10 protein-coding genes and 1 pseudogene are annotated in these 13056 nt (G+C 49.7%); 9 read left to right on the top strand and 2 right to left on the bottom strand.

The window, feature by feature from the left end:
• From B3D59_RS10050 to B3D59_RS10030, 5 genes and pseudogenes are all read left to right on the top strand, one after another.
• Positions 1-253: pseudogene (locus tag B3D59_RS10050) on the top strand (1-deoxy-D-xylulose-5-phosphate reductoisomerase); the annotation flags it as partial.
• A 20-nt stretch (positions 254-273) separates the two neighbouring features.
• Entirely contained in the window at positions 274-1356 is a 1083-nt protein-coding gene (rseP, locus tag B3D59_RS10045; RefSeq protein ID WP_286819479.1) for an RIP metalloprotease RseP, read from the top strand.
• Entirely contained in the window at positions 1353-4355 is a 3003-nt protein-coding gene (locus B3D59_RS10040) for an AIR synthase-related protein (RefSeq protein ID WP_286819478.1), read from the top strand. Before rseP ends, B3D59_RS10040 begins: the two co-directional genes overlap by 4 nt.
• Positions 4352-5173, top strand: coding sequence for a phosphoribosylformylglycinamidine synthase subunit PurQ (locus B3D59_RS10035; protein ID WP_286819477.1), 822 nt, complete (start codon positions 4352-4354; stop codon positions 5171-5173). The genes B3D59_RS10040 and B3D59_RS10035 overlap by 4 nt, the downstream gene beginning before the upstream one ends.
• Before the next feature lie 2 nt (positions 5174-5175).
• A complete protein-coding gene (locus B3D59_RS10030; protein WP_286819476.1) occupies positions 5176-5868 on the top strand; it encodes an endonuclease III domain-containing protein in 693 nt (230 codons plus the stop codon).
• On the opposite strand, the gene B3D59_RS10025 is transcribed toward B3D59_RS10030, so the two are convergent.
• Positions 5843-6754: a proline dehydrogenase family protein gene (locus tag B3D59_RS10025; protein ID WP_286819475.1), complete on the bottom strand. Its 912-nt coding sequence runs from the start codon at positions 6752-6754 to the stop codon at positions 5843-5845. The two genes, B3D59_RS10030 and B3D59_RS10025, sit on opposite strands and share 26 nt — an antisense overlap.
• Positions 6755-6872: 118 nt before the next feature.
• Between B3D59_RS10025 and B3D59_RS10020 the strand changes: the two genes are divergently transcribed.
• From B3D59_RS10020 to B3D59_RS10005, 4 genes are read left to right on the top strand one after another with little or no spacing between them, the layout of a single operon-like run.
• Positions 6873-7205, top strand: a complete 333-nt coding sequence (locus B3D59_RS10020) for a hypothetical protein (RefSeq protein ID WP_286819474.1) — start codon at positions 6873-6875, stop codon at positions 7203-7205.
• 21 nt (positions 7206-7226) lie between these two features.
• Positions 7227-8879 carry a ribonuclease J gene (locus B3D59_RS10015; RefSeq protein ID WP_286819473.1) on the top strand — a complete coding sequence of 551 codons (1653 nt, stop codon included), beginning with the start codon at positions 7227-7229 and terminating at the stop codon, positions 8877-8879.
• A complete protein-coding gene (locus tag B3D59_RS10010) occupies positions 8876-11269 on the top strand; it encodes a DNA translocase FtsK (protein ID WP_286819470.1) in 2394 nt (797 codons plus the stop codon). The genes B3D59_RS10015 and B3D59_RS10010 overlap by 4 nt, the downstream gene beginning before the upstream one ends.
• Complete coding sequence (locus B3D59_RS10005; protein WP_286819468.1) at positions 11266-11889, top strand: class I SAM-dependent methyltransferase; 624 nt, start codon at positions 11266-11268, stop codon at positions 11887-11889. Before B3D59_RS10010 ends, B3D59_RS10005 begins: the two co-directional genes overlap by 4 nt.
• On the opposite strand, the gene B3D59_RS10000 is transcribed toward B3D59_RS10005, so the two are convergent.
• Positions 11886-12941: a ChaN family lipoprotein gene (locus tag B3D59_RS10000; RefSeq protein ID WP_286819467.1), complete on the bottom strand. Its 1056-nt coding sequence runs from the start codon at positions 12939-12941 to the stop codon at positions 11886-11888. The genes B3D59_RS10005 and B3D59_RS10000 overlap by 4 nt on opposite strands.
• Between the last annotated feature and the right edge of the window lie 115 nt (positions 12942-13056).

Below are 13056 nucleotides of genomic sequence, written 5' to 3'. Positions count from 1 at the left end.
CTTCCCATCCCTTGAATTTGCCTATGAAGCCTGCCGCAGAGGCGGGACCCTGCCTGCTGTTATGAATGCGGCCAACGAAATTGCCGTGGAAGCTTTTCTTAAAGAACGTATCAGCTTTGTCGATATTTTTACCCTGGTGAGCAGGGTTATGGGAACCCATACCTGCATTGACAATCCTGAGCTTTCAGGTATTATTGAGGCTGATCGTTGGGCCAGGGAGAAAGCACAATCCCTGATCCAAAGTCTTGCGTAATAAACTTTAGGAAAATAGATATGGGATATTCCCTTTTTGCTTTTATCATTGTTATTGGCGTATTGGTTTTTGTCCATGAACTGGGTCATTTCCTTGTCGCCCGCGCCTGCGGTGTGGGGGTTGAGGTTTTTTCCCTGGGTTTTGGACCAAAAATTTTGAAAATTAAACGGGGAATGACCGATTATTGTATCTCAGCCATTCCATTGGGCGGATACGTTAAAATGACCGGAGAGGAGCCCGGTGCTGCGCAGGCCCTGGATGAAAAAAAACGTCACCTCTCCTTTACCCATAAAAGCGTGGGGAAAAGGGCGCTGATCGCTGCTGCCGGTCCGGCATTTAATTTTTTTCTGGCCATCGTGATTTTTTACCTTTTATATCAAACCAGCGGCATCTACATGGGACTGCCCCAGGTGGGCCAGGTGGTGGAGAATTCTGCGGCCATGGCTGCAGGTATTAAGAAGGGTGATGTCATCAAGGAAATTGACACCTTACCGATTCAGTCTTTTGAACAGATTTCTCAGATTGTCTCAAAAAGTGAAGGCAAGCCCCTGGCTGTTCTTGTTGAACGGGAAGGAGAAGTCCGCTCCGTTATGATTACACCCCGGAGCCGGGAAGAAAAGAACCTGTTTGGTGAAACCGTGAACCGATTTGTGATTGGTATTATCGGCACCGGCGAAACCTTTCACCATCCCTTAAACCCTCTTGCCGCGGCTGTCCGCGCCGTATCCGATACCTACGGGATGGTAAAGCTGACACTTTTGTCCGTGGTGAAAATGTTCACGGGGGCAGTGTCTGCCGACAATCTGGGCGGTCCTATCATGATTGCCAAGATGGCCGGGGACCAGGCCCGGGCCGGGTTTGAAAATTTTGTGTGGTTTATTGCACTCATCTCTGTAAACCTTGGGATCATCAATCTGTTACCCATCCCGGTTTTGGATGGGGGACATCTTTTATTTTTAAGCATTGAGGCGGTTAAAGGCAGCCCTGTCAGCACCCGGGTGCGGGAGAGAATGGTTCAGTTCGGGGCAGCTGTGCTGATGACTTTAATGATTTTTGTCTTTTATAACGACATAGTCAAATTATTCAACGGTGGATTACAATGATTTCCAACATCGAGATCACGTTAAAGCAGGATTTGAGGGATGCCGAAGGCCAGTCTCTGCTGAAAAAGGCCAATGCCTATTTCGGTATTAAAATGGATGATGCCCGCTGCATCAATATCGTGACCGTGGAGTCTGATTTGGGTCAGGAGGAACTGGAAACCATACGCCGGGAGGTGTTTACCAATCCTGTGATTCAGGAATCCAGCCTTGCGCCCCTGGATATTGATTTTCATTTCTGCATCTGGGTGGGGTTTCGTCCCGGGGTTCGGGACAATGCCGGGGCCACGGCTGTGGAAGCGGTCAGGGATATTCTTAAAAAAGATTTTTTGCCCCATGAGAATATTTATACATCTAAACGGTACTGCCTGACCGGCAATGATCTGACCCGGGAAGATGCTGAAAAGATCGCCGGTCAGATTCTGTCCAACAGTATCATCCAGCAGTACAAAGTGTTTGGTAAAGACGAATGGGACAAAAAGATCGGGGCGAATGTAAAACCTGCCAAGGTTATTTTAAATCATACGCCCGGCTTTGATACCATGGATATTGATACCGATGAGATCCTTGCCCAAATTTCTCATGAGCGCAGTCTGTCGCTCAATCCCAGGGATATTCCTGTGATCAGGGGATATTTTCTGGATGCAAAGGTTCTTGAAGAGCGCGCGCAGATGGGGTTGTCAAAGCCCACGGATGTGGAGCTTGAATATATTTCCCAGTCCAGGTCAGACCATTGCTGTCACAACACGTTTAATGGCATTTTCAAGTATACGGACACGGAAACCGGTGAAATAACGGTTGAAAATTCGTTGTTTAAAACTTATATCAAAACCCCCACCCTGGCCCTGAAAGATACCAAAGACTGGGTGGTTTCCGTGTTGTGGGACAATGCCGGTGTGGGATCTTTTGATGATGAGAACAACTATGTCATCACAGGAGAAACACATAACTCTCCTTCCAATATGGAAGCCTACGGCGGTGCCATCACAGGAATTGTGGGGGTTTACCGTGATCCCATGGGAACGGGCCTTGGTTCCAAGCTGTTCATGGGCAGTTTCGGATTCTGCGTGGGCGATATTAATTATAATGGCCCGTTAAAGCCCCCTCTTCACCCCCGGCGTCTGCTTGACGGCATTATTGAAGGTGTCAAGGACGGGGGAAATAAAAGCGGTGTGCCGACGACCTTTGGTCAGACCCTGTTCAATCCCGGTTACATGGGCAAAGCCCTGGTTTTTGTCACCGCTTTGGGGATTATGCCTAAAACCGTCAATGGTAAGCCAAGCCATGAAAAAACCACTTCCCCGGGCGAGCTGATCATCATGAGCGGCGGCCGTGTGGGCAAAGACGGCATCCACGGGGTAACGGCCTCCTCCAAGAGTTTTTCCGAGAACACCCCTGCCGGGCATGTCCAGATCGGCGATCCCTATACCCAGAAAAAGATGCATGATTTTCTGCTGATATGCCGGGATGAAGGCTTGATCACTTTTATTACGGACAATGGGGGCGGTGGGTTGTCTTCTTCCGTGGGCGAATCCGCCATGCTCTCCAATGGGTGTGAGGTCTGGTTGGATAAAGTGCCCTTGAAATATGAGGGCCTTGACATGTGGGAAATCTGGATTTCCGAATCCCAGGAGCGCATGACCATTGCCATTAAGCCCGAAAATATGGATCGGTTCATGGAATTGTCTGATCTCCATGAGGTTGAATCCACAGTCATTGGTAAATATATGGATTCCGGCAAGCTGCATATCAAGTACAAAGACCAGACCTGTGCTTACGTGGATATGGATCTTCTGGACAAAGGATTTCCGGCCTGGGAATTTGATGCGGTCTGGACCTCGCCCGGGGCCCGGGGGCTGACAGAACCCGTTATTTCCACACCAACAAATTTTAACGCCCTGCTTGAACAGATGCTGGCCAGGCCAAATATCTGCGCCAAGGAGTGGATCATCCGCCAGTACGACCACGAGGTTCAGGGCGGCTCCGTGATCAAGCCTCTGGTGGGAATCAAACACAACATCCCCACGGATGCTTCGGTGACCCGGCCTGTGCTGACCAGCGAGCGCGGACTTGCCTTTTCCCAAAGTATTCTGCCCTGGTACTCAAAAATTGATGCCTATCATATGATGGCCTGTACCATTGATGAGGTGGTTCGTCGGCTCATTGCCGTGGGTGGGTCGCTGGACCATATCGGCGGCGTGGATAATTTCTGCTGGCCGGATATCGGATATGACGCATTGTCCAATCCGGACGGGAAATTCAAGGCTGCCCAGCTTGTCCGGGCCTGCCGGGCCCTGAAAGATGCCTGCATGGCCTATGGGATTCCACTGCTCTCGGGGAAGGACTCCATGTATGTGGACGGCCATCTGGAAGGGGCGTTTGGTGAGCGCATCAAAGTGTCAGCCCTTGAGACGGTTCAGTTCTCCGCCGTATCCCTGGTTTCCGATGTCAGCCGTTGTGTGACCCTGGAACCCAAAACAGCGGGCGATTTTGTTTATGTGCTGGGCAGCACCGGGGATGAACTGGGAGCATCGGAATATTACGAGATGTTCGACAAAACCGGTCTTAATGTGCCCTTGGTTGACTTTTCAAAGCATAAAACTTTGTATAAGGCCCTGGAAAAAGCCATTGAAACCGAACTGGTTGCCTCCTGCCATGCTGTCGGCCGCGGCGGTTTAGGCATTCACTTCAGTCTTGTGGCAATGGGCGGGGGACTTGGCCTTGACATTGATCTGGCCCGACTGCCCCTGACGGACAATCTGCCGCTTTCCAGTGAAAAAGCCTTATTTTCGGAGTCTGCGGGACGGTTCATTGTTACTGTGGCGCCGGATAAAAAACAAACCTTTGAAAAATTGTGCAAGGGACTGCCCTGCGAATGTATCGGCATGGTAACCGACAGCCATGACCGGCTCAAAATTGCAGCCAACGCTCACCCTGTGGCAGATCTGCCGGTTGCAAGCCTTGATTCGGCATTTAACAAGACCTTTGGAGATAAGATATGAGCGGCACAAGCGCTGTAAAAGCCCTGATACTTACGGGATTTGGCCTGAACTGTGATTATGAAACCGCCTTTGCCTTTGAAAAGGCCGGTGCCTGTGCCCACCGGGTGCATATTAACGCTTTGATCAGAGGCGATGTCCGGTTGGCGGATTTCCAGATTCTTGCATTCGGCGGAGGCTTTTCCTGGGGGGACGACCATGGGGCCGGGGTGATTCAGGCCCTGAAATTGAAGAACAATATCGGTAAAGACTTATTGGACTTTGTAGATGCCGGCAAGTTGGTTATCGGTATCTGCAACGGGTTCCAGGCTCTTGTGAATTTAGGTCTTTTACCCGGACTGGACCAGGATTATACCCGCAGATCCGTTGCCCTTACCTATAATGACTGCGGTAATTTCAGGGACCAGTGGGTCCGGCTTGTGCCTGATGCAGACAGCCCCTGTGTGTTTACAAAAGGATTGGGTGTATCTGACTATCCGGTACGCCATGGTGAAGGAAAGGTTGTTGCCGAAACCGAAGTTATTGAACGCCTTGTGGCCAACCGACAGGTGGTGTTCCGGTATGCAGATGCCAATGGTGTACCGGCAAACGGCGCCTTTCCGGCCAATCCCAATGGGTCCCTGGATGATATCGCGGGGCTCTGTGATCCGACAGGGCGAATATTCGGTCTGATGCCCCATCCTGAAGGCTACAATCATTTTGGCAACCATCCGGACTGGCCCAGACAGAAAGCTGCGGCAACGCGCCAGGGAAAATCCCTTGAAGAGACCATCACCACCGGGATTCGGCTGTTTGAAAACGGTGTGAACTATATGGCATGACCATGGCCGTTGATATTGCCTTTTTTTTTGCAACCCTGAAGCAGGAGGTTGAGACCTACCAGGTGCCGGTGGTGGAACTGATTGCGGTCCAGAGTCGGTCTGCCTTTAAAGTACTTGTGGCCACCATCCTGTCTGCAAGAACCAAGGATAAGGTTACGGCGGTTGCCGCACAGCGACTGCTGGAACTGGCACCGGACCCTGAAGCGTTAAGGGCGCTTTCCATTTCTCAGATTCAGGAACTGATTTTTCCCGTGGGTTTCTACAAGTCCAAAGCGCAATATTTATCAAAACTGCCCCAAGCCCTGGACGCCTTCCAAGGACAAGTACCCGATGAGATTGACGCCTTGGTGACACTTCCGGGTGTAGGGCGTAAAACCGCCAATCTGGTCAGGGCCGTTGCCTTTGATAAGGATGCCATCTGTGTGGACACCCATGTACACCGGATTATGAATATCTGGGGGTATGTGAAAACAAAAACCCCCCTGGATACAGAAAAAGCATTAAGAAAAAAGCTGCCGAAGAAATTCTGGAAAGAGGTTAATCGAATTTTGGTTACCTTTGGCCAGGGGACATGCCGCCCGGTTGGCCCCCATTGTTACCACTGTGTGCTTGAAAAACACTGTCCTAAAAAAGGGGTGAGGCCGGCAAAAAAAGCAGGTCAGGGAAGAGTTATCCCCTATATACCAATGCTTTAAGGATATGGCTAACCATGGCCGGGTTCTCTTTAAGCCGCCGGGTGGAATAGCCAAACCACTGTTCTCCAAAAGGTACGTAAACCCTCATCCTATGTCCGTTTTGCACAAGCTGGCGGCGTTTTTGGGGTGTTACGCCGTAGAGCATCTGAAATTCATATTTGTCCTTGGGTACCTGGTATTTGTCTATCAGATCAAGGGCTCCCTGTATCAGGGGGGTATCATGTGTAGCAATGGCCGCATAGACATTGTTTTTAAACATGAATTCGAGGTCTTCAAGAAAGTGGGCATTAATTTCGTGGTAATCCTTATATGCAATGCCTGCCGGTTCCACATAGACTCCCTTGACCAGTCTGAAGTTCAAAGCGGCATCGTCACGACGCAAATCCAGCATGGATTCAAGGTCGCCTAAGGTGCGTTTCAGGTACGCCTGGAGCACCAGGCCGATGTTTTGTGGAAATTCCTGTTTAAGCCGGCGGAAGATATCAATGGAACCATCCACACAGGGAGAATCTTCCATGTCAATGCGGACAAAATTGCCATGGGATGCTGCCTCGGCAGTTAGTTCCCGCATGTATTCAAAACATGTTTTTTTATCGATCAGAAGACCGAACATGGTCGGTTTCAGGGAATAATTGCTGTCAATTCCCGCCGCTTCAACAGTGCGGATAAGTGCAAGGTAGGCATCCCGATTTTTTTCGGCCTGGGGCATGGTCTCGATAAATTCACCAAGAATGTCCAGGGTCACCATCATATTGTCCCGGTTCAGGGCTTTTGATGCGTTAATGGCGTCCCTGGTGCTTTCGCCTGCGATATAACTTTTTGAAAACCGCCAGATTAATTTGGGTGGAAAATAGGGCAGGGCCTGGCTGATTATTTTATTTAACATTCTGTTCTCCTGTTATTTTATTATTCTGTTTTTAATCTATTCATAATTTGATTTGCAATCATTTTATGTTTTAAGTTCAGGTTGCATAGTTCAAGGTTTCTGTGTTAATTTACCTGTCATGAAACAGTATGTTATAGATGGCTTTACGCTTAAGGATTACACAGCTTTAAAACAGTATTTTGACACCTATCTTGAGGCTGCCACCGTGGGCGGGATCTATTGGCTTGAGCTGGATTCGGGTGTTTTGACAGAAACCCAGGCCTCCCATAAGGCCTGCGGGCCCCATGTGTTTGCCCTGATGCTGGAAGAAAATGCCCTCTTCTGTGAGCTGTTGGTAAGAATTAAAACCAATATCAGGTGTTATTGTATGGGCTACGCCACGGTTGAGCAGCGCAACTGGCTGGTTGAGTGGGCAGACGCCGTTCTTGAAAAGCTGTCCATTTGTGTTTGATATCAGTTCCGGATAATTTAAATGCTTAAACTCATACCCCTTGGGGGGCTTGGTGAAATCGGCCTTAACATGATGGTGGTGGAGTATAATGATGTTATCTTCATCATTGACGCAGGCATCATGTTCCCTGAAGACCATATGCTGGGCGTGGATATTGTTATCCCGGCCATGGATTACCTTCGGGAGAATATGGATAAAATCGAATTCATTATCCTGACTCATGCCCATGAAGACCACATCGGGGCCTTGCCCTACCTTTTGCGCGAAATCCGTCTGCCGGTATACGGTACGGCCTTTACTCTGGAGATTGTGCGCAACAAGCTCATTGAGTTTGACCTCAATACCCATGTGGATCTTAATCTGGTCAACCCGGGAGAGGTGCTGACCATTGAACCTTTTGACATAGAGTTTATCCGGGTCAGCCATTCCACCATTGACGGTGTGGGGATGGCCATCACAACCCCTGAAGGCGTGGTGGTACATACCGGAGATTTCCGCATCAGCCATTCCGCCGATATCATGAAAAATACCGATATCTCAAGTTTTGCCCGTTTCGGCGAAAAGGGCGTGCTGGCACTGCTGTCCGACTCTACCAATGTGGAAGTAGAGGGGTATGCCATGTCTGAGCAAGAGGTGGCAAAAAATTTGGGAGAACTGGTTGAAGCCTCCACCGGACGCGTGATTGTTGCGCTTTTTGCGTCTAATGTGTTCCGGATTCAGCAGGTGATTGATATTGCCAGGCACAACAACCGCCGGGTCATATTCAATGGCCGCAGTATGGAGCAGATTACGGATGTGGCCATGCGCTTAGGGTATCTTGACTGTCCCCCGGGACTGGTGGTGGATATCAAACAGATTCATAAGCTTGGGGACCATGAAGTGGTGATCATCACCACAGGTACCCAGGGGGAGCCCATGTCTGCTCTGGCCCGAATGGCCTCGGGCGTTCACAAGCACATCAATGTCCGCAAAGGGGATACCGTGATTTTGTCGAGCAAACATATCCCCGGAAACGAAAAAGCCATTGCCAGCATTATCAACAAGCTTTATCGAAGAGGCGCTGATGTGGTTTATTCCAAGATCGCCCAGATTCATGCGTCGGGTCATGCCCACCAGGAAGAGCTTAAGATGATGATCAACCTGACAAGGCCTAAATACTTTATTCCTATCCACGGCGAATACAGGCATCTTGTGATGCATGCAAGGCTTGCCGAAAAATTGGGAATCCCTCGAAGTAACGTGATTGTCGCTGAAAACGGTCAAGTCATCGCCTTTGATGGGGAAAACGGGGGCCGGATTGAAGACCGGGTGCAGACCGGCCGGATTCTTGTGGATGGAAAAGGTATCGGTGATGTGGGGCGCTCCGTGCTTAAAGAGCGTCGCGAACTGTCCGAAGGCGGTCTTGTGGTGGTGACCATGATCATTGACGAGGAGACAGGGGTGGTGCTGTACGGACCGGAACTGATTTCCAAAGGGTTTGTATTTGATTCCGCCACAGGCTACCTTGTGGATGATGCCCAGTGCGTGATCCTGGAGATTGTTGAAGAGATTGAAGCCGGGATTGAGTGCCGGGTGGAACTGATTCGAAAAAAATTGCAGCGGGCGCTCAAACAGTATTTTGCCTTTGCCATAAATCGCAGGCCCTTGATTGTACCCATTATTATCGAAGTATGAAAAAAGAACTGTTCGGCGTTATTTTAATATTTCTGATTATCCTGACATCGGTAAGTCTTTTTTCATACCATGCTGCCGATCCGTGTGTGGGTAATCATTTCTTTACCTTCCCACACCATGTGAACAATCAGTTCGGCCTGATCGGAGCACATGTTGCCGGGCTGTTTATCTATTTGTTTGGTATTGGTGCCCTGTGGGTACCATTGCTTCTTTGTCTTTTAGGTTTGTGGATTATGAGAAAAAAATCCCGGAAAGTGATCGGGTTGACCCTGGCAGGGGGACTGATCCTGATAATCACCACGGGTAGTATTTTTTTCCTGTTTGGTGAAACCTATGCGTTTTCCGACACCACAATTTCTGCGGGCGGAAAAGTGGGCGGTTGGCTTGCGGGGGTTTTGCTCAAATATGCCAATATCACCGGTTGTGTCATATTTCTATGTTTTTTTGTGCTGGTGGGCGGTATGCTGGTTACCGGCATTTCCTTAAAAGCGGTGCTTGATGTTGTCTGGTACCGGTTGATCCGGCTTTCCCTGATAATCAAGCGGGAGATGGCCGAAGGTGTCGGGTATTTAAGGCAAACCCTGGAAAACAAAAGAGAGCAGAGAAAAGCAGCCGGGTTTGTTTGGGCCGAAAAATTAAAAGCCTTGACCGTTCTGCCAAGATTCGATGAAAAAGATGGTGGGGATGATGTTGAGGCTGATATTCATGTGCCCGATTTTTTTTCTGAGCCGGGAATAGACGGAAATGTGAGCCCCAAAAAGATTAATGCCCCCATGCCCAGTTCCGGCAAAGTCTCTTCACCCCCAAAAAAATCCGAGCCCGAAAAATTCGTTGGCCCCACGATTGTGGAAGTGGTAACTGATGACAAAGAGTATGTGGCGGCCCCCTCCATAAACGATATCCGGGAAAAGCGCAATTTTATTCTGCCCGGTTTGTCTTTTCTGGATGAGAAACAAAAACTTCGCAGGCAGATCGACACGGATGAACTCCAGAACAAGGCAAGCATCTTGAAGAAAAAGCTGGAGGATTTCAATGTCAAGGGCGAAGTGGTGGAAATTCTTCCCGGGCCTGTTATCACCACATTTGAATATCGTCCGGCGCCCGGCATCAAATTGTCAAAAATTGTAGGGCTTTCCGATGATCTTGCCCTTGCCCTTGCGGCCATTTCCATCCGCATTGTCGCCCCTATTCCGGGCCGGGATGTGGTGGGCATTGAGATTCCCAATGATGAGCGTGAATTCGTAAATTTACGGGAAATGATCGCATCCAAGGAGTTTGTTGAGTCCAAATCCTTACTGACCCTTGGCCTTGGAAAGGATCTTCTTGGTCAGCCCGTGGCCACCAAGATGGATAAAATGCCCCACCTGCTCATTGCCGGGGCCACCGGTACGGGTAAAAGTGTGGGGCTCAATTCCATGATCATCAGTTTGCTGTACAAAGCCACCCCCGATGAGGTCAAACTGATTATGATTGACCCCAAACGTATTGAACTTTCGGTGTATAATGATATTCCCCATCTGATCACCCCTGTGGTCACGGATATGAAGAAAGCCACCAATGCACTTTTCTGGGCTGTCCGGGAAATGGACCGCCGGTATGAGCTGCTGGAATTGTCGGGCTTAAGAAATATCAGGCAGTTCAATGAGATGGTTGGCGAACGGCTCCGGGATATTGGACCGGACACCTCGCCCGAGGATATTGTGCTTCCCGGTGGACTTCCCCTGGAAAAACTGCCCTTTATTGTGGTGATCGTGGACGAACTCGGGGATCTGATGATGGTGGCTTCAAAAGACGTTGAATATGCCCTGACACGCCTGGCCCAGATGGCCAGGGCCGCAGGTATCCATCTGATCATAGCCACCCAGCGTCCGTCTGCCGACGTACTCACCGGCACAATCAAGGCTAATTTTCCCACCCGGTTATCTTTTCAAACGTCTTCAAAAATTGACGGCAGGATCATCATTGACCAGGGGGGTCCTGAAAGCCTGCTTGGCAACGGAGACATGTTGTTCTGCCCTCCCGGCACAGGAAAGCTCATGCGTATCCAGGGCGCCTTTATTTCCGAAAAAGAGATCGCCCGGATCACATCCTTTCTTAAAGATCAACGCCGCCCTGATTATAACGAAGAGGTGGTTCAGGGTGATGACGACGGCCAGGAAAAAATGTTTGACGAATCCGAATATGATGAAAAATATGACGAGGCTGTGGCCTTGGTAACCAAGGACCGACAGGCCTCTATTTCCTATGTCCAGCGTCGGTTGCGAATCGGTTACAATCGGGCTGCCCGGCTCATTGAGATGATGGAACACGAAGGCATTGTCGGACCCCAGATCGGTTCCAAGCCCCGGGAAATATTGGCGAGAAGTTATGATGAGGAAAAGATTTCATGACCCGCCCGCTTGATTTTGAATTTTTAAATACCATCAAGGGGTTTATGGATGATGATGAGGCCCTGCGTTTATATGATCTTTCCCTGGCTGCTTCTATGATTGGTCCGGTGCTTGAAATCGGTTCATATTGCGGGCGCTCTGCCGCCATTATCGGTTCTGCCTGCAAACAGAACAACGGCATTTTGTTTTCCATAGACCATCATGCAGGTTCCGAAGAACAGCAGCCGGGCGAACAATATTTTGATCCTGAACTCTACGATGCGCAAACTTTAAGAGTCAATACCTTTCCGTTGTTTTGTCAGACGCTTTTCCGGGCAGGCTTGGAAGACACGGTGGTGCCCATTGTCTGTGCCTCCAAGACAGCAGGCCGGATGTGGAAGACACGGCTTTCCTTGGTGTTCATCGACGGCGGGCACTCCTTTGAAGCAGTGCATACGGACTTTTTGACCTGGGCCCCCCATATTATCCCGGGGGGATTTCTGGTCATCCATGATATATTTTTCAATCCCGAAGAAGGGGGTCAGCCCCCACGCCAGGTGTATGAAGAGGCCCTGGCAACCGGGCATTATGACGCGCTTGAGATGACCGGAACTTTAGGTGTATTGCGGGTGAAAGGTTAGAGTCCTTTTTTGCGCTTTTTCATTTTTTCCAGTGTGGTTTTAAATTTTTCACACGGATCTTCATAGGAAACCCGCTGGGTGAACCACAGATAATCGGCAGGGGCTATCGGACCCAACCCTTCAAGGGACAGGGGTTTTAAATACTGCGATAGCTCCGCGGGTTCTCTTTCTATTTCCGTTATGGCCAAATTTGTCTGGACGGCATTCGGTTTCAAGTGATGTACCCGGTCCATGAGACCTAAACCATACTCAGTATGGCCTGCCCCTATTATGATGACAACAGGGCCTGTTTTACGTTCTGCCTTATCGCGGTCTTGGGTTTGCATGGCATTGAATAGTTCAACCACGGACAAAGCCATCCGGTCATTGCGGGCTACCCAGGTATCATATAACCGGTCCGTCATTCGGCCATGGTCCATGCCGCAATGAACCGATACAAAAACCGATTTCATGTGCGATTCATATGCTGAGTTTGAAAGTCCGGTGGAAAACAGCTGCTGTAATTCAATGGGGGACAGCCCCTCAAGCCCTTTTCGGGTAATCCGGCGTTTTTGGGTGGCGGAGAGGTCAAGGCCTGCGGCTGGAAAGTCATTATCTGCCGCAAGCTTTATCAAATCCCAGTAGTATCCCCACATGGTGTCGGATTGGTTTTTCCATCCCAGTTTCTCCCTGATTCGTTGTTCAACGGTTTTTTCCATTTTCGATGAATGCGCTTTTTTGCCGGCATCTACCAGATTAAGCAGCAACGGGGTGTCCTGGTATGAAAAAAATTCAAAGCCAAGGATTGGCGCCTGCCCCTGGTCAATGAGGGCTTGGATAATCCGGTGCTGGATGGCATGGTGCATGGGATTATCATGCTTTTCGGACAGATAGATGATATCACTGTGGATCAACGTCTCCATAAGGCCGGCAAAGCGGACAGGCTCCCCGGTATCTCCTTTGACCACGGTGCCGATTAACGGATCATCGCGCATGGCAATTTTGGACGTTGTGGCACAACCGCATAACAGACAAAGCACGACCCCAAGCACAGGGAGAATCAGACGTTCCATAATTTCCTCGTAAAAGCGCTATTTAATTTCCGTCCAACAGCCGTCCAAGGCCGCCTAAGACAGAACCTTCCCCTTTAGATGAACCCCCGGCGCTTGGCGCATGGCTGATGATACG

The organism is Desulfobacter sp. UBA2225 (assembly GCF_002348205.1).
Taxonomy (GTDB): domain Bacteria; phylum Desulfobacterota; class Desulfobacteria; order Desulfobacterales; family Desulfobacteraceae; genus Desulfobacter; species Desulfobacter postgatei.
The sequence above is the reverse complement of the archived record's forward strand: the minus strand, read 5'-3'. Positions and strand labels throughout refer to the sequence as shown.

Excerpts from the sequence above, each read along its gene's own strand:
- rseP (WP_286819479.1), top strand. The coding sequence starts at position 274 with ATGGGATATTCCCTTTTTGCTTTTATCATTGTTATTGGCGTATTGGTT.
- B3D59_RS10040 (WP_286819478.1), top strand. The coding sequence starts at position 1,353 with ATGATTTCCAACATCGAGATCACGTTAAAGCAGGATTTGAGGGATGCC.
- B3D59_RS10035 (WP_286819477.1), top strand. The coding sequence starts at position 4,352 with ATGAGCGGCACAAGCGCTGTAAAAGCCCTGATACTTACGGGATTTGGC.
- B3D59_RS10030 (WP_286819476.1), top strand. The coding sequence starts at position 5,176 with ATGGCCGTTGATATTGCCTTTTTTTTTGCAACCCTGAAGCAGGAGGTT.
- B3D59_RS10025 (WP_286819475.1), bottom strand. The coding sequence starts at position 6,754 with ATGTTAAATAAAATAATCAGCCAGGCCCTGCCCTATTTTCCACCCAAA.
- B3D59_RS10020 (WP_286819474.1), top strand. The coding sequence starts at position 6,873 with ATGAAACAGTATGTTATAGATGGCTTTACGCTTAAGGATTACACAGCT.
- B3D59_RS10015 (WP_286819473.1), top strand. The coding sequence starts at position 7,227 with ATGCTTAAACTCATACCCCTTGGGGGGCTTGGTGAAATCGGCCTTAAC.
- B3D59_RS10010 (WP_286819470.1), top strand. The coding sequence starts at position 8,876 with ATGAAAAAAGAACTGTTCGGCGTTATTTTAATATTTCTGATTATCCTG.
- B3D59_RS10005 (WP_286819468.1), top strand. The coding sequence starts at position 11,266 with ATGACCCGCCCGCTTGATTTTGAATTTTTAAATACCATCAAGGGGTTT.
- B3D59_RS10000 (WP_286819467.1), bottom strand. The coding sequence starts at position 12,941 with ATGGAACGTCTGATTCTCCCTGTGCTTGGGGTCGTGCTTTGTCTGTTA.